This is a genomic window from Treponema denticola (assembly GCF_024181405.1).
GTDB classification, from domain to species: domain Bacteria; phylum Spirochaetota; class Spirochaetia; order Treponematales; family Treponemataceae; genus Treponema_B; species Treponema_B denticola_D.
On sequence record NZ_CP051302.1, the window covers coordinates 2425855 to 2442893 of the forward strand.

Annotated in this window: 18 protein-coding genes and 1 pseudogene; 16 read left to right on the plus strand and 3 right to left on the minus strand. The window is 36.0% G+C overall.

Features of this window, described 5'->3' with window-relative positions; translation table 11 throughout:
- Nucleotides 1-152 precede the first annotated feature (152 nt).
- From HGJ18_RS11295 to HGJ18_RS11310, 4 genes are all read left to right on the plus strand, one after another.
- Nucleotides 153-1082, plus strand: coding sequence for a hypothetical protein (locus tag HGJ18_RS11295; protein ID WP_253696575.1), 930 nt, complete (start codon nt 153-155; stop codon nt 1080-1082).
- A gap of 302 nt (nt 1083-1384) precedes the next feature.
- Nucleotides 1385-1675, plus strand: coding sequence for a BrnA antitoxin family protein (locus HGJ18_RS11300; RefSeq protein ID WP_253696577.1), 291 nt, complete (start codon nt 1385-1387; stop codon nt 1673-1675).
- Between the two features lie 67 nt (nt 1676-1742).
- Nucleotides 1743-2069 (plus strand): GNAT family N-acetyltransferase, encoded by a 327-nt coding sequence (locus tag HGJ18_RS11305; protein ID WP_253696579.1) that lies wholly within the window; start codon nt 1743-1745, stop codon nt 2067-2069.
- A gap of 201 nt (nt 2070-2270) precedes the next feature.
- On the plus strand, nt 2271-2897 hold the full coding sequence (locus HGJ18_RS11310; protein WP_253696581.1) for an HD domain-containing protein: 627 nt from the start codon (nt 2271-2273) through the stop codon (nt 2895-2897).
- A 54-nt stretch (nt 2898-2951) separates the two neighbouring features.
- Here the strand turns inward: HGJ18_RS11310 and HGJ18_RS11315 are convergent, their stop codons facing one another.
- The gene (locus tag HGJ18_RS11315) at nt 2952-3617 is read right to left on the minus strand and encodes a CPBP family intramembrane glutamic endopeptidase (RefSeq protein ID WP_253696583.1); all 666 of its coding nucleotides are present in this window, start codon (nt 3615-3617) and stop codon (nt 2952-2954) included.
- A gap of 261 nt (nt 3618-3878) precedes the next feature.
- Here HGJ18_RS11315 and HGJ18_RS11320 point away from each other — a divergent pair, with 261 nt between their 5' ends.
- The 8 genes from HGJ18_RS11320 to HGJ18_RS11355 all read left to right on the plus strand — a co-directional run bounded on the left by HGJ18_RS11320 (nt 3879) and on the right by HGJ18_RS11355 (nt 12538).
- Nucleotides 3879-5642: an ABC transporter ATP-binding protein gene (locus tag HGJ18_RS11320; protein ID WP_253696585.1), complete on the plus strand. Its 1764-nt coding sequence runs from the start codon at nt 3879-3881 to the stop codon at nt 5640-5642.
- On the plus strand, nt 5639-7405 hold the full coding sequence (locus HGJ18_RS11325; RefSeq protein ID WP_253696586.1) for an ABC transporter ATP-binding protein: 1767 nt from the start codon (nt 5639-5641) through the stop codon (nt 7403-7405). The genes HGJ18_RS11320 and HGJ18_RS11325 overlap by 4 nt, the downstream gene beginning before the upstream one ends.
- Nucleotides 7402-8016 (plus strand): L-2-amino-thiazoline-4-carboxylic acid hydrolase, encoded by a 615-nt coding sequence (locus tag HGJ18_RS11330; protein ID WP_253696588.1) that lies wholly within the window; start codon nt 7402-7404, stop codon nt 8014-8016. Before HGJ18_RS11325 ends, HGJ18_RS11330 begins: the two co-directional genes overlap by 4 nt.
- 252 nt (nt 8017-8268) lie before the next feature.
- Entirely contained in the window at nt 8269-9108 is an 840-nt protein-coding gene (locus HGJ18_RS11335) for a cytochrome c oxidase assembly factor Coa1 family protein (RefSeq protein WP_253696590.1), read from the plus strand.
- A 90-nt stretch (nt 9109-9198) separates the two neighbouring features.
- Nucleotides 9199-9843, plus strand: coding sequence for a GyrI-like domain-containing protein (locus HGJ18_RS11340; protein ID WP_253696594.1), 645 nt, complete (start codon nt 9199-9201; stop codon nt 9841-9843).
- Nucleotides 9844-10078: 235 nt separating this feature from the next.
- On the plus strand, nt 10079-10420 hold the full coding sequence (locus HGJ18_RS11345; RefSeq protein WP_253696595.1) for a type II toxin-antitoxin system PemK/MazF family toxin: 342 nt from the start codon (nt 10079-10081) through the stop codon (nt 10418-10420).
- 110 nt (nt 10421-10530) lie between these two features.
- A complete protein-coding gene (locus HGJ18_RS11350) occupies nt 10531-11100 on the plus strand; it encodes a hypothetical protein (RefSeq protein WP_002692239.1) in 570 nt (189 codons plus the stop codon).
- Nucleotides 11101-11464: 364 nt separating this feature from the next.
- On the plus strand, nt 11465-12538 hold the full coding sequence (locus tag HGJ18_RS11355; RefSeq protein WP_253696596.1) for an NADase-type glycan-binding domain-containing protein: 1074 nt from the start codon (nt 11465-11467) through the stop codon (nt 12536-12538).
- 77 nt (nt 12539-12615) lie between these two features.
- Here the strand turns inward: HGJ18_RS11355 and HGJ18_RS11360 are convergent, their stop codons facing one another.
- Entirely contained in the window at nt 12616-13074 is a 459-nt protein-coding gene (locus HGJ18_RS11360; RefSeq protein ID WP_253696597.1) for a flavodoxin family protein, read from the minus strand.
- Nucleotides 13071-13286, minus strand: a pseudogene (locus tag HGJ18_RS12895) (4Fe-4S dicluster domain-containing protein); the annotation flags it as partial. The gene HGJ18_RS11360 and the pseudogene HGJ18_RS12895, both read right to left, overlap by 4 nt.
- A 131-nt stretch (nt 13287-13417) precedes the next feature.
- On the opposite strand from HGJ18_RS12895, the gene HGJ18_RS11365 reads away from it, so the two are divergent.
- From HGJ18_RS11365 to HGJ18_RS11380, 4 genes are read left to right on the plus strand one after another with little or no spacing between them, the layout of a single operon-like run.
- Nucleotides 13418-14170 (plus strand): class I SAM-dependent methyltransferase, encoded by a 753-nt coding sequence (locus HGJ18_RS11365; RefSeq protein WP_253696599.1) that lies wholly within the window; start codon nt 13418-13420, stop codon nt 14168-14170.
- Between the two features lie 21 nt (nt 14171-14191).
- A complete protein-coding gene (locus tag HGJ18_RS11370; protein ID WP_253696601.1) occupies nt 14192-14794 on the plus strand; it encodes an MptD family putative ECF transporter S component in 603 nt (200 codons plus the stop codon).
- 55 nt (nt 14795-14849) lie between these two features.
- The gene (locus HGJ18_RS11375) at nt 14850-15548 is read left to right on the plus strand and encodes an energy-coupling factor transporter transmembrane component T family protein (RefSeq protein ID WP_253696603.1); all 699 of its coding nucleotides are present in this window, start codon (nt 14850-14852) and stop codon (nt 15546-15548) included.
- The gene (locus tag HGJ18_RS11380) at nt 15548-16972 is read left to right on the plus strand and encodes an ABC transporter ATP-binding protein (protein ID WP_253696605.1); all 1425 of its coding nucleotides are present in this window, start codon (nt 15548-15550) and stop codon (nt 16970-16972) included. Before HGJ18_RS11375 ends, HGJ18_RS11380 begins: the two co-directional genes overlap by 1 nt.
- The last annotated feature ends 67 nt before the right edge of the window (nt 16973-17039 follow it).

A 17039-nucleotide genomic window follows, 5' to 3' on the forward strand; every position in this document is an offset into this window, starting at 1 on the left:
AAGACGGAAATGATAGATTGAAATACAGTATGTGCATTCGTAAGGGTGAGGTAAAATGTTTTTTATTGCTTGAAAAAACTGATTTTTTTATGTAATATATTAATAAATCTAATATATGTTAGAACGACACCTAACGGTGCGAGGAGAAAAGAATGAGAAAAGTAGTATTGGTGATTGTTTTATTTTTTTCAGTTAATTGCCTGTTTTCTGAAGATAATAAATATTTTTTTTATATTCCATCAACAGAAGAAATGCAGACTTATTTTAGTATGAAGAATTACCTTTCACAATGGGATGCCGGCAAACGTGTAGTAGATGATTTAACTTTCGATAAAATATATCGAAATAATATTGGAAAAGAAACGATAAATAGTCTACTACTTGAAAGTTTTTTTAGAAATACACGAAATGCCAAGATACAACAGCAATTAAAACAATATATAAAATCCAATAAAATTGACTCATCATTTTCAAAAGCAATAGTAAAGAAAATTGATTCAAAATTAGAAAAAGAAAAGACATCAGAAAAAGAAGTATGGAGATATAATTATGATGATAAGGAATTTGATGAGAATATAAATTTATTCAATTTTAGAGAAGCGGGTGTGTTTAATAATAAATTCGGTATGCTGCTCTTTGATAATGATTGGAATCAAATTTCTTTTAGTCAAAAAGAAAAGACTTCCGAAGATAAATTTTTTCTGATTTACGGCGGTGGTACAAACTCAATAACAATTAATTTCTATGAGAAAAATGGAGTAAAGAGAGAAGATTTGGATATTGCGATGAACCAAGGATATTATAAAAACAGACATCCAAATAATTGGCAGTCAATAGAGTTGGAGCGTGAAGGAATTTTATGGAATTGTGGAGCCGATAAATATATTATTGCTTTCGGTAGTGACCCGGAAAGTAATTCAGCAACCTTTAATGCATATCTTTATGATGAAAAAGAAAAAAGATTATATTTGATGAGTACATCGATGAATTTTTCAAAGATCAATATGTTTTATTCTGAAAGATATAGGATATATAATTATTTACTTTTCAATTCATTGTTTTGTTTTATAAATAAAAAATAATCACTTCTAACACCCGCTTCAACGCTGACAAACAGGACAAGCCGCAAATGCAGGTTAAGCGAAAGTTAGGTTGACAAGCTAATCGCTTGCAGAAAAGTTTGTGCAGAACCGATCTATAATGTTTTCTTCGATTGAAAAATATTGTTATAAAGTCAAGTATTATAAAACAGTAGTATAACTATATAAAATATTATTTTCTAAAATAAAAATATATGTATTGAAAATATTGCAAAAAGTATGTATAATATATTATGACATTTGAATGGGATAAGAATAAAAATGAAATAAATATAGGATAATAGGTGCCGGATATTGGAGAGAAGGAAAAAGAAAATATGAAGAAGAAAATAGAATATAGTAATGCTCCTAAACGAGTAGCTGAGTCAATATCATTATCGGAAAGGATAGATGATTTTTTACCGCCTCCTGACAGATTAATAAGAAAATCTGAAAAAGTAAAAATTACGATAACGCTTGACTGTGAAACTGTTGCATTTTTTAAAGCTTCAGCAAAGAAAAATAATGTAAAATATCAAACAATGATAAATGAAATATTAAGCAAGTACGCAGAAAGATATAGGTACACGATTTGATAATTATAAAATCTAACACCCGCTTCAACGCTGAAAATATTTATTCAAAATGTATGAGAGGAATGATATGAGTTATTTTATGGAGAGTAAGAGAATAAAACTTCGTCCGGTCCAAAAAGATGATCTTAAAAAATTGGCAGAGTTAATGTCCGATAGAGAAATAGGAGTATTAAGCGGAGAAGTATATCCAATAACTGAAAGAGAAATGGATAACTTTTATGATCGATGTCAAAAAACAAATGATAGGATCTGGTTTGTAATTATTGATAAGGAAACAAATTCAATAATTGGAGAAACCGGTTTTCTAAGAATTTTTATGCCATGGAGAACAACAGATTATTCGCTAATGATTTGGAATAGAAATTATTGGAATAAAGGTTATGGAAAAGTATAGGATTCAAAGAAGAGGGTAAGCAAAAGGATGGATTCTTCAATAATGGCGAATATTCGGATTTTATAATGATGTATTTGCTAGATGAAGAGTACAGAGTTACTCGAAACAATAATAAAACCTAACACCCGCTTCAACGCTGACAAACAGGACAAGCCTTGTTGCTGGTCAAGCGAATGTTATAAAAAACGAAAGGAGAAAAAAATGGATTCAAAAAGAATAGGAGCCTTTTTAATTGATTTTAATCAAAATGATAAATTAGTTAATCAACTCAATTTTATTATAGAAATAGATAAAGTTAAACATATTTTCCGGCAATCAAAATTATTTAATTCCGAAAGATTGGAAAATGATGCCGAACATTCTTGGACAATTTCAATAATGTGTATTTTGTTAAAAGAATATGCCGATTTTGAAGTTAATATTGAAAAAGTTATTTCAATGTTATTAATCCATGATATTGTTGAAATAGATGCAGGAGATACCTTTTTATATTCTTCACAAAGAGATGAATCTTATAATAATGAAAAAAAAGCTGCGGATAGAATCTTCGGTTTATTGGGACCGGATCAAAAAAAATATTTTTTAAGCTTATGGGAAGAATTTGAAGAAAGAAAAACGAATGAAGCAAAATTTGCTTCCGTCTTTGATAGATTGGAACCGATAATTCAAAATTATATGTCTGAAGGTTATTCTTGGAAAAAAAATAACGTAACATATGATATGGTAATAAATAAAAATATACATATTAAAGACGGCTCGGAAAAAATATGGAATTTTGTCCTGCAATTATTGGAAAAAGCCGTCGAAAAAGGATATTTAATTAAATAACAGAAAATTTATAATTACAGTTTTAGCAGTAGTCTGTACTTTTCAGTTCTTCCATTATTTGTTATATATGGGTAAAACTATCACACTGTACGCAATTAAATTGTATCCCATATGAGCAAGTATACAAGAAAATATTGAGCCTGTATGAAAATAAAGTAAGCCTAAAATCACACCACAAATAAATGAAGGAACTATTTGGGCTATATTGAAATGGAGCATAGCAAAGAGTGCTGCAGATATAAGTAAGGCAACAATTTTTCCATAATTTATTGATAGACCCTCAAGTATAAATCCTCTCATTAAGATTTCTTCAAGAATAGGTGCAAGTATGCAAAAATCAAGTAAACCGATAATTGGTGCAGCTCTTATTGATTGAATTGTTTGTTGATAATTTTCTCTGCTTGATGGAAAAAAACTTTCAAATATGGGATCTAATCCTTTATCTAAAAGGAAATAGAACAATATGGAACAGCCTACAGCTAATATTAATCCTTGAAAAGAAATATTCGTAAATAAATTAGGTCTGAAATTTGTTTTTCTCATTAGTAAAGCAAGGAATATAGTCATACACAAAATAACAGTAATTATGTTCAAAACTCTGCTATGTTCAGGGGCTATCTTTCTCCATATCGAAACATCAAGAATAGTATACAAGATCATAAAGCCAAACCAAACAAGCACCCACAAAATGCCTTTTCCTATAGATATCCCATTATGCATAAAATATATTTCCTCCATATAACTTTACCCTAAATATTCTTTTCTTTTTATACCATAAATTCTCAATAATATCCACAGGAATACCCTATTTTTCACTATTTGCCTGCATTATATCATCCTAAATTCATTTTTTTCTACTATATATTGATAATAATACTCGGTAAATTATTAAAAAAAATAGCATTGCTATCTTGACAGTCAAAAAAGAATTATGTATACTAAATAAAATAGCAGTGCTATTTTATTTAGTAGGAGACAATAATGAAAAACTCTGAACATACAAATCAAAAAAATGCTTTGCAGTATTTATTGGAGCTTGCGAAACCGTGCAAGGGTCTTCTAATAAGTTCCGTGATTTTTTCGGTTTTGGGAGCAGCGGCTGGAATTGTTCCATATCTTGCCGTGTCCCGCCTTATCATTCGGATATGCGCACAAAATTATACCTTGCAGGCAATTTTTGTAACGGCACTTATTGCGCTTGGCGGGTATCTTGGGCAGCTCTGTCTGTCTACACTTTCTACGATACGTTCTCACCGAGCGGCCTTTACCGTGCTGAGAAACATCCGTATGCAGCTGACGGCAAAGCTCTCCCGTGTTCCGATGGGCTTTATATTGGATACACCATCCGGTAAATTCAAAACAATGCTGGTTGATACGGTAGAAAAACTGGAATTGCCGCTTGCTCATATCATACCGGAACTGACGGCTAATCTGCTGATTCCTTTTTTAATGTTAGTCTATTTCTTTTATCTTGATTGGCGCTTAGCGCTTACCGCCTTTGCAACTTTTCCGCTCGGTCTTATTTGTTATATGGGGATGATGAAGGACTACGAAAAACGGTATACAAAAGTTCTTACAGCAAGTAAAAATATGGATGCCGCAACGGTTGAATATATCGGCGGCATTGAAGTGATAAAAGCCTTTAATCAAAGCACCGTATCATATCGGAAATATACTGAGGCAATCACGGAAAATGAAAATGCTAAAGCGGAATGGTTTAAGAAGACCAACCCCTACTACGCTGCGGGAATTGCAATTGCTCCTTCCAGTTTGTTAGGTGTGCTGCCGCTTGGTTGTTGGTTTTTCATACACGGAAGCATATCAGCCGGAAGTTTTATATCGTGCATCATCCTGTCGCTCGGTCTTATTGCACCGCTCATCCAGGCGCTGCGTTACACGGACAGCCTTGCAATGGTAGACTCCACAGTAAAAGAAATTGCGAAACTTCTGGAAGCGGAAGAAATGAATCGTCCTAAGAATGCTGTGCTCATTAAAGAAAATACTATTGCGTTTTCTCATGTATCGTTTGCATATAGCGATACGGAAGTTCTGCACGACATTTCATTTCAAGCGGTTCCGAATGGGATGACTGCATTTGTCGGTCCGTCCGGTTCGGGAAAATCTACCATTGCCCGATTAATCGCCTCGTTTTGGGAAGCAAGCAAAGGTTCGGTTATGATGGGCGGCTGCGATGTACGGAACATTCCGCTTTCGCAAGTAATGGAGCGGGTTGGCTATGTTTCACAGGATAATTATTTATTCCATTTATCTATTCGGGAAAATATACGGATTGGGAAACCGGACGCGACGGATGCCGAGATAGAAGAGGCTGCAAAGAAAGCAAGCTGTCACGATTTTATCAAGGCACTTCCACAAGGGTATGATACGGTCGCAGGAGACGGAGGGAATAATCTTTCCGGCGGAGAGAAGCAGCGCATTGCAATCGCACGCGCAATACTAAAAGACAGCCCCATCATTGTACTGGATGAAGCGACCGCTTTTACCGACCCCGAAAATGAAGCTGTCATTCAGCGTTCTATTGGCGAACTGATCGCAGGAAAAACATTGATCGTCATTGCGCATCGGCTTTCGACTATCACGATGGCGGATAAAATTATCGTTATGAATCACGGACGCATTGAAGCGGAGGGTGGACATCAATCGCTTTTGGAATCGTGCGAATTGTATCGCACGCTTTGGAATGCGCACATCAGCGTAAGCGACAAAAAGGAGGAGGCTGTATGATTAATATGTTTAAACGATTGTTGCATTTTTCAGGTGCGGAAAAAAGAAGATTGATACTCTCTTTTATTTTTCATATCGGTAATTCGTTTTTTGAGATGCTTCCCATTATGGCAATTCTGACGGTTCTCTCCGGAATCCTTTCCGCCATTTCAGGAAATGGAATGCCGTACAAAACGATTTGGGTATCTCTCGGAATTATGCTGCTCAGTGTTGTAGGGAAAATTGTTTTTATCAATATAGCTTCCATAAATAGAACATTGGGAAGTTTTGCCATGTGCAGTGAGTGGCGGATGAACCTCGGTGAAAAATTAAAGCGCGCTCCGATGGGGTATTTTAGTGAGCATCGTTTAGGAGACATTACCGCTGCAGTTACCACCACACTCGGCGATCTTGAAACAAGTGCGGTAACGGTGCTGGAGGCGGTTGCAGGCGGATTTATTCATGCCTTTGTTATCAATATATGGTTGTTGATTTATGAATGGAGAATCGGATTGCTGATGCTCGCAGGTCTTTTAATCTCGTTCTTTATTTATGCAAAAACTCAAGCCGCGGGGAAAAAATATTCACCGCGCAGGCAGGCGGCGCAGGCACAACTGGTAACCGGCATTTTGGAATATATTCAAGGGATGACAGTGGTAAAAGCATTCGGACTCGGCGAACAATCCGGTAAAACGGTTGATGCAGCAATCAGTGAAAGTGCAGCGGCAAATATCATTTTGGAAAAAATTTTTTCCGAACTCGCAGCCGCTTTTCAAACAGTATTCAAAGTAGTTAGAGCTGCGATGCTGATTACGGTTCCATATCTTTTAATGCATGGAAATATAACACCGGAAAAGTGTTTGTTGCTGACTGTTGCAAGTTTTATGATTTATGCAACTGTGGAGCTTGCCGGAAGTACGGCAGCTGTTGCACGGGTGGTTGATGCCTCTCTTGACCGGCTGGAAGAAATATCGGATATGCCGTTGTTGGATGAAAACGGTACGGATCATATTCCGAATAATTATGACATTACAGTTCGGAATATTTCTTTTTCTTACGATAGGGATGACACAAAAGAAGTGATACGGAATGCCGATTTTACGGTGCCGCAGAAAACAAGCTGTGCGATTGTCGGTCCGTCCGGTTCGGGAAAAACAACACTGTGTAATTTAATTGCGCGCTTTTGGGACGTCGACGATGGTGAAATTTTACTCGGCGGTATCAACGTTAAGGATTACACGTGCGACAGTCTTTTAAAAAATTTTTCTATTGTTTTTCAGAACGTATACCTATTTGAAGATACGATAGAAAACAATATCCGTTTCGGTAAGCCGGATGCAACGATGGACGAAGTTATTGCCGCAGCAAAAAAGGCCTGCTGTCATGATTTTATCTCTGCACTGCCGGACGGGTATCAAACTAAAATCGGCGAAAACGGAGCAACGCTGTCGGGAGGAGAAAAGCAGCGTATCTCCATCGCGCGGGCAATTCTCAAGGATGCACCTGTTGTCATTTTAGACGAAGCGACTGCCAGTGTCGATCCTGAAAATGAACACGAGCTACAAAAAGCCATAGAGGAGCTGACTAAAAATAAAACGCTCTTGATGATTGCACATCGATTGAATACAGTACGCAAAGCGGATCAGATTATTGTGCTTGATGAAGGGCGCATTGTGCAGCAGGGCACTCATGCCGAGCTTATGCAGCAGGAAGGTTTGTACCGCCGTTTTGTCGGTATCCGCGAAGAAGCAATCGGCTGGAAGATTAATCGGAAAGAAGCATGAAATATAAAAGATTTTATTCGCGCAGAGGCTTTGTTGATTCAGGGAAATTAACGCCGCACATATTAGAGCATATAGATGTGGCGCATAAAGAAAAAATGCAACTTCTTATTCAGGAACTCGATCGCGGAGCATGGACAAAAAAACAAAAGGAGCGGCAAAAAAGCAGTATCATATCAAACATAGCGCTTTATAAAACTTTTATCGACAACAGAATTCCTGCACAAGAGGCAAAGGAATTGGTAAAAGAATATTCTTTTTATATTGCAGGAAAAGCTCACCGTATTTTGAATGCATTGTTTCATATCCCCGGTTTTTTTAAACTGTTCCGTTTTTTTATGAGAAATGGAATGACCGGTGAAGAAATTTGGATAAGTAAAACATTAGCCGACAATGTGCATGAGTATTCTACGGATGTTTTAAAATGTCTTTGGTTTGATACCTGTACTTATTTTAACTGTCCGGAAATCTGTGAGATATTTTGTTTATGCGATCATATCGTCTTCGGAAATATCAAAAAATTGCAATTTGACAGAAGCGAAACCTTAGGAATGGGCGGCAATAAATGCGACTTTTGTTTTCATTCTAAGACAAAATCCGTGAAGAGATTTTAAACTCATGGTCTAAACCACGGCGGTCTAGACATTCAATGCGATATAGACAGGATATGATTTTTTTATCCCATTTAGTGAAGATAGGCCTAATCTGCCAACAGTTCATTTATCCGATTCGTATTTATGGTAGAAAGATGTGTTTTTTTGTTTTACAGCAGTTTAGATTGCAAATTATTGGTTTTTATGGTATAGTAAGGAAGGGTCGAAGGGGTGTTAGGCGGACACGCATTGGCGTGCAAGAAAGGAAAAAAAATGGAAAAAATAATTGATTTTTATGAAAAAAGAATCAAAATTATTCTAGGTATAATTCTTGGGGTTTGCATATTAAATTGTATTATTTGCATCTGTAAAGATATAAAAGTTTCAGAAACTTTATTAGGTTTTGGAATAAGTATTGTTTTTTTCTTTATAGCATGGGCAATGGTTTTTATCGTATTAGGTTTCCAAAAAATAAATCCGTTTTGTCCAAAATCTATTTTTAAGTTTTTTTGTTACTTCTTTATAATAGTAAGCACAATTGGTATTATCTTTGGAATAATAAATGATACAATTATTTGTTTATTAAAAAATAAAAACGATATATTTCCTTTTGCATATTCTACATGTCCATTAGGTTTTGTTTACGGAAACATTTTTCTATATAGAAAAACTTTTGGTAAAGATAAAGAAATTGAAGTAAAAGCAAATATCGAAATTACAGATGAAACTAAAAAGAAAAAAATTATAAAATATGTTGTAATATTTGGAATTGGTTTTATCGGCGCTATAATTGTATGCACCTCTATTTTTTCATTATTTAAAAACTCTGAGCCATATAAGTATTCAGTAGAACTTATTGAAAATAATCAGGATGCTATGGAATATCTTGGAGAAGAATATAAACTTCCAATTATAATTAGCGGTTCTATGAGTATGAATGGAAATGGAACGGGAAAAGCATCTCTTTCGTACAAAATAAAAGGGAAAAATGGTATTTCAAGAGTATATATCGATGCTGAAAAGGAAAATGGAATTTGGAAATATAACAAAGTAATTTTTTATAAAGACAAAGGAAAAGCAGATTCAATAGATTTACTATTAAATAAAGAATAACGCCTAACACCGTTTTCAAAGCCGACAACGCAGACAAGCTGCGTTGCGGTTTAAAACAATGTTAGACGGACTCCCCAGTGGGCAGCTATTATGGAGAAAAGAATGGTATTTGATTTCAAGAAAGAATACCGGGAATTTTATCTTCCCAAAAATAAACCAGAAATTGTAACAGTTCCAAAAATGAATTATATTGCAGTTAGGGGAAAAGGAAATCCAAATGAAGCAGGCGGCTCTTATCAGCGGGCAGTTGGAGTATTATATGCGGTAGCGTATACTCTAAAAATGAGTTACAAGACTGATTATAAAATTAACGAATTTTTTGAATATGTTGTTCCTCCGTTGGAAGGTTTTTGGTGGCAGTCCGGGATTGACGGCGTAGACTATTCAGACAAATCAAGCTTCAATTGGATTTCGGTAATTCGTATTCCAGATTTTGTTACAAAAAAAGATTTTGATTGGGCTGTAAAGACTGCTGCTGAAAAGAAAAAAATCGATTGCTCCTCTGCGGAATTTCTATCGATTGAAGAAGGCTTGTGCGTTCAGATAATGCATAACGGTTCTTATGACGATGAACCGACAAGCGTAAAAATTATGGATGATTTCATTCGATCAAATGGATATGAAAACGATATGACGGAAAAACGGTTGCATCATGAGATTTATCTTTCAGACCCCAGAAAAAGTTCTCCTGAAAAATGGAAAACAGTCATCAGGCATCCGATAAAAAAAGCATAATTTTGTGAAAAATTGTTTGAAATATGGTATAATGAAAGTTGGAGGTGCGATATGTAAGATAACGCTTACGCAGATTTTACGGAACAAGTGCTTTCTCTTTCCTATGAACAGACAATTATTTTAATGGGGAAAATGCTCGAGTCTTTGAAAACAAAACGGAATGAAGAAAATTATACCGAAATGGAAAATGATATTGCCCGAAGTTCAATGAACACTATGTGGGATGAATTAAAAAATGACACATGGTGAGATATGGACAATTGATTTTGGGCAGCCGGTAGGCAGTTTGCCATCAAAAATACGTCCTGCCGTCGTAATGCAAAATGATTTGCTCGGAATAAAAGAGCTGAATACAGTTATGGTAATTCCTTTTACTTCGAATCTAGACCGAGCAGATTTTGAGCCTAATATTCTTATTGAAAAAGAAGAAACTGGGCTTTCGAAAGATTCGGTCGCAGTAATTCATCTTATTGGTGCGGTAAATAAATTTTGCCTTGAAAAGAAAGTGTCAAAACTTTCCGAAGAAAATTATCAGAAGCTTGTGGAAGCTGTGGTAAAATTGGTTGCAAATGAGTAAAAATCACATAACAAGTAGCTCAAAGCCGACAAACGGGACAAGCCCGTTTGCGGTTTAGCTACAATGTTATACGGACGCCCCACTGGAGCGCTTGGAGGAAAAAATAAAAAATGGTTTTTAATGTTTTTTTACTAATATCATTTTATTTTTTCATATTCATTCTTCCTGGAGCCGGAATAATTTTTGGTATTATAGAACTTAAAAATAAAATCTCAAATAAGAACGCTGTTTCTAAAAAGAGAAATAATAGATTTGGTATTTATGGTATTGTTTCAATTCTTTTTATAATTTTTCTTCTTTTTTTCCCTATCCATACAGTCCTCTCTTTAAAATATTCAAAACCAGAATCTTTATTAAACTATTTTGAAAAAAACTTTGATTATTTTGAAAAGTACAGTTTTGGTTATATGACATATACCGCAGGAATATCATGGTGCCGTCTTGGAAAAGAAAGAACTCCAAATGAAAAATATGATGGATACATGAAAATTGAATTGGAATATAGAGTAGGAACATTATTTAATATATATCCGGATAAAAAGTTTAATAATATAATTGTTTATTCTGAAAATGATATAATTACAAATAATCCAAGACCTGAATTATTCAAGAAAATCGAACCGACAAGTCATGAGAATTGGTACTTTGTTTATGTAACTGATGATTATGTTTATTTCTAATGAAAATTTGTTTTAATTATAAAATGAAATTGAACTTTAGAGCTTGAACGAAGAAGCAATTGGATAAATGGGACATAACATAAAGCAAGTCGAGCTTGATTTATGTTATGTATTTGACTTTAGGATGAAGCAAGAAAGCGATAGTACGTGACTTTTATTGCTTGGGAAGGTTTTCAAAAAAATGGAAGAGTCGCTTCTAAACTATAAATCTTTTTTAGGAAGAGAATATAAGAAATAGTATTTCGAAAAGAAATATTTTCGTCTAACACCCGCTTCAACGCTGACATTACGGACAAGCCGCAAAATAGTTTAAGTAGTTGTTATACGAATATGTCGCCGGCGTACTAATTTTTAGGAGGAAAAAGTGAAAAAAATAATCTTATTTTCATTGTTAATATTTACTTCAATTCCAGGCTTTACTTATGACTATAGAGAAATTCTTTTTGGAAATAATTATAAAAATATCACAGAATGTACGGATGACGAAATATTAAAATATTTTAAAAGTCAAAAAAGCATACAAGATGGGGATTATGGAGATAAATATGTACGTCTTTTTGAAGAAAATTATGAAAATGGAACTGTCTATCGGCTTTTAACAAGTTATGAAACTTTGAATGATGAAAATCTTTCAAAAATATATGAAAATAAAATGAGACTTAGACAATGGGTTTATATAAAAGTTAATGGGGTTTTCCATGAAATATCATATGGATATATTTATATACGGAATTCAGGTGATGGCACGGTAACGAGCTGGAATGAAGATAATTACGGCAATGTATCGGTTATAGAACGAAATAATAACATCATAGGAATTCTGGAGTTCAACAGCGCTAAGCGTGTAATATCTCATTCTGCCGATTCGGATGATGGTGAAAGCTGGGAAACAACAGAACGTTCTACTTCCGCAAATTTTAAATATTGGAAAGATTTACAAAATGAATCTTTTTATAAAAACTGGCCGGGAGATGAATGTTTGCATTTAATAAGGAAGGATGTAGAAATTCCTGTAATTAATATCGATTATTCATATCCTCTTATTGATAAAGTTCGTCCGTTTAAATATACAATTCAAAATGCTTTTGATGGTAATCCATCAACAAGTTATGTAGAAGACACGGAGGATAGCACAATAAAAATTTCATTATATTCAAAAAATCTTAATTCAAACTGCATAAAAATGAAAATCATAAATGGATATGCACAAAATGAAATGCTTTATAAAAATAATAATCGGATAAAAGTCATTGATTCATTTAATGAAAAATCTACGGCAGTTACCTTAAAAGATAAAAATCTTGAACCGCAAATTATAAATTGGATTGATTATGGTTTTTATGTAAAGGAATTTTATAAAGGGAAAAAATATAATGATACATGTATTGCCGAATTAGATTTTCAATCAGAAAATGGAAATTGGATATTTGAAAAATAATCGTCTAACACCACTCTTAGAGTAGTGTTAGAAAAGGAATAATTTTCAAAATCTATGATCCAGCCTTTATAAAGCTTTTATGCGTTTATAATATTTTTCCCAAAAAAATCGATTGCATTTTTAAAATCGTCTTCGTTAGGTCGGCCTTTGTTTAAACCGCCGATAAGTTTTAAAGGACCGAAGGTGTCAAAGCCTTTGCAGCCGAATATGCCCATACAGATTTTTCCGCTTTGTTCGGTTTTTTTGCGCAAAGTTTTTTCAAAACCGGCATTGACCGCGCCGGCGGTGTAAATAAAAAACAGCTTTTGCACACTGCCCACAAGCGCTTGTTCAAATAACTTATCGACCGATTTTGCAAATTTAAGGTAATAAATTCCTGAAGCAAAACCGATTGCTTCATAGCGATTAAAATCATCAGGATTAAAATCACCGGCCTTTATCAAAACCGTTTCAGGAAACTTTTCCTTTATTTTGTTCAGTACCTTTTCGGTATTTCCATGATGTGTTGAACTGTATACAATGCATACGTTACTCATAGCAGATCTCCTTTATTATTTATATAGCCGTATTTTTTAGGATATATGGCCGATATATCTTTTTCAAAAACAATATTTCCATCGTTTAATCTTTTTTGTGCAACCGTTCGGTATGCAAAATCGATTGCGTTGCAGCCGCAGTTATAAAAACACTCTCCACATAATATACAATTTTTTTGATTTTTTATCGATACCCTACCGTCTGTAAATATTAAAAAATAACACCGCAATCTTGACAATCAAAAAGAAATTATATATACTAAAAATAACATTGCTATTTTTTATTAACAGCGAAATATTGTGTTTTGCCGAAATCCGTAAATAAACAACCAGAGGAAAACCAATGGATATAAAAGATTTAATGAAAAAATGGTCTGAACAGGCAGAAAATATGCGGATGTTTCACATGCAGGAATTAAAAGAAAACGGGAGTGAATGGAAAAAACTGCTTCAGGAAAATCTCAAGGACTGCAAGGGAAAGAAAGTTTTGGATGCAGGGTGCGGTACGGGTTTTTTAGCTATTCTGCTTGCACAAGACGGCTGGGAAGTTACAGCCATAGACAGCAGCGAGGCGATGCTTGAAGAAGGAAAAAAAACAGCGGAAGAATTAGGGCTTTCTGACAAAATTACCTTTTTGCTTAAAGATACTCATTCAACGGATTTTCCTGAACACTTATTTGATGCTGTGGTTTCCAGACATGCTTCATGGCTATTCACTGCACCGGAAACCGCATACAAGGAATGGAAAAGAATACTAAAGCCTGAAGGAATCATACTAAACATTGACGCTAATTGGCTTAAACCGATATGGAATGCAGATGAGTTTGAAAAATTCAAATCATATGAAGCGGAGCTTGTTAAGCAATACGGTGAATTCAGAGATTATTATCATGATGAACAGATGATAAACATTCTGAAAAAATTTCCGCTTGCCTACATAAATCGTCCTGAATGGGATGAAAAAATGCTGAAAAAAATCGGTTTTAAGGAAATTGCGAGCAGCCTTCTTTCCAAAGAGAAGTATATGGACGCTTTTCAAGCGGCTAGATATAAAACCATACCTATGTTCGTGATAAAAGCAAAAAACATAGAATAAACAGAAAATTAGGAGATTCAAATGAATACAACAGCCAAATGGACGATAAAAGATGTAATAACTACGGTTTTATTAAGTGCTCTTCTTGTCGTTATGCAATTTATTGTAAATATGGTGTGCATGGCAAACCATTTTGTCAGTATGACATTATCAGTCGGTTTTTCAGTATTTATCTGCGCACCGGTTTATTTTCTCATGGTACAACGGGTGGGAAAACGGGGCGTGTCTTTTATCTACATGACACTTCTCGGCACCATTTTTCTAATAATGGGAAACTGGTATTTATTGCCGTATTACATCATTATCGGCTTAATATGCGAAGCCGTTTTATGGAAAAATGGAGCCTATCAAAACCCGCGCCGGCTTACGGCTGCATGGACGGTTTCCAGCCTGTTATTTAACGGAACAAATTTGCTTCCGATCTGGTTCTTCTGGGATGCTTATTATGCCTTTGCCGTTTCAAGCGGAATGAGCCAAGAATATATCGACTCATATGTTAGGTATTTTACCGTCCCTCATTGGATTATTTTTATCGTTACGTTTACAACTGCCTGCGGTTTTGCCGGAAGCCTGATTGCTTCAAGGCTGATAAAAAAACATTTTGAAAAAGCGGGCGTATTATAAAAACATTTGCAAAAAGCTCATCAGAGTTTTTAAAAATGCCTTGTTAAAAAATTAAATGAAAAAGATTTCAAAAGATTTTACGGCTCCGGTAAAATTGTGGACGCTTTTGTGCGTTATTGTAAGCTCATTTTTTATCGCCGATTACAGGATAAACGGTATTCTTTCGCTTATCGGACTTTTATATCTTGCCGCCCAGTGTAAATGGCGGCTGCTGATATCATTCGGCCTCTTTTATGCGCTGCTAATGCTTCTCTTAATAGGTATTCGCCGGTATGGCATTAGAACAATCATCATACCGGAATTCTATATTTTTTTATGTTGGAACCTCTTGCCCATTATGCTTATAGGATGGGATGTGATAACAACGCCGCCCGGAGAGATTGCAGCTTTCCTTTCCCGTATCGGAATGCCGGTCTCCGTTATTTTAGGACTACTCGTTATTTTCCGTTTTATACCGGTGATGAAAGCGGAAGTAAAAAAGCTCCGCCTTTCAATGAAAACCAAAGGCCTTTTGGAACCGGCCCACATCTTAACTCATCCCTTAGAAACGGGAGAATATGTGCTGATTCCTCTGCTTTTACGCTGCATTCAAATTGCCGATCAACTCGCAGTCTCGGCAGTTGTGCGGGGTATTCAGTGTCCGGTAAAACGGAGCAGCTATTACGGAAAAAAGATGCGGGCTTTCGACTATATCGCTGTTATCGTGTGGAGCACTACTACGGCTGCGGTTATCATAGTAAGGAGTCTCGCTTGATGATACGGATGGAAAATGTAAGTTTTCATTATGAGAATAGTGAAAGAGGTGTATCAGACATAAACCTTACAATTAACGAAGGCGAATGTACGGTTTTAACCGGGCCGTCGGGCGGTGGTAAAACGACAATATTGCGCCTTTTAAACGGATTAGCACCGGGCTATTACGGCGGAACACTTTCAGGAAATATATTTATCGGCGGGAAAGATATGTCTTCTACTCCATTATGGGAGAGGGGCAAATTTATAGGCAGCGTATTTCAGGAGCCGCAAAGTCAGTTTTTTTCTTCCGAGCTTGCAGGTGAGATTGCTTTTTCATGCGAAAATTACGGACTGGCACAAGAGGAGATCATCGCCCGCACGGAGGAGGCAATCGAAGCATTTCATCTTGCGGCATTACGAGACCATACGCTTGACACATTTTCAAGCGGAGAAAAACAGCGCGCTGCAATCGCTTCGGTCTATGCCCTATCGCCTTCAATATATGTATGTGATGAGCCGACTGCCAATCTCGATGAAGAAAGCGCTATAAGGCTTTCTCATGTTTTAAAGAAGCTCAAAGAAGAAGGGCGTACTCTGATTATTGCAGAACATAGGTTAAGCTGGCTGTACGGAATTGCCGACCGTTTTATCTATATAGATGGAGGAACAATACAGTGGACGCGTATGGCTGAAGAAATGCAGAAAATGACGCTTGAGCAAAAAAAGCTTTTTGGATTGAGGTCATTTACGCCTGCTTTAAAACCGGCTCTTCCCCCTCCTTCATCAAGAGCCTTATCTTCCGGTACGGCAAATGAACCCTTACTGCAAGCAGACGGGATATACCGCAAAGAAAAGGGGAACCTTATTTTGCAAACAATATCTTTTTCCGTATGGAGCGGACAGATTATTGCGCTTACCGGTAAAAACGGAGTTGGAAAAACAACGCTCGGCCTTATTTTGAGCGGGCTTAATAAAGAGTCGGGCGGCACGGTACGCCTTAACGGAAAAAAATGCGGACTTCGGGCGCGCCGCAAAGCGGTATGGTACAGCGCCAACGATACGGGAACGCAATTTTTTACCGAAAGCGTTTCCGAAGAAATTCTATTGAGTATGATGAACACCCCTGATAAGCTTGAACGGGCGCGGAATATCTTACAAACCATGGGGCTCTACAATCTCAAAGATGTTCATCCTGCAACGCTTTCCGGAGGACAAAAACAGAGGCTTTCCGTTGCCTGCGCCCTGCTGTCCGGCCGCGAAATACTCATTTTCGATGAGCCGACCAGCGGTTTGGATGGCTATCATGCGGACATCCTTGCAAAAGCTTTTTTGGACGCGGCGGCTCGCGGTAAAACGATTATCATTATTACACATGACTTTGAACTTATCGCTGCTTGCTGCAGCTCCGAAGTCATGCTTGAGGGAGAAGCTCAAACGAAATAAAAGTTATTTTTTGATATCTACCCTTGCAGCAATTACTTTTTGTGCAGCACGGTTTCCTATACTTGTT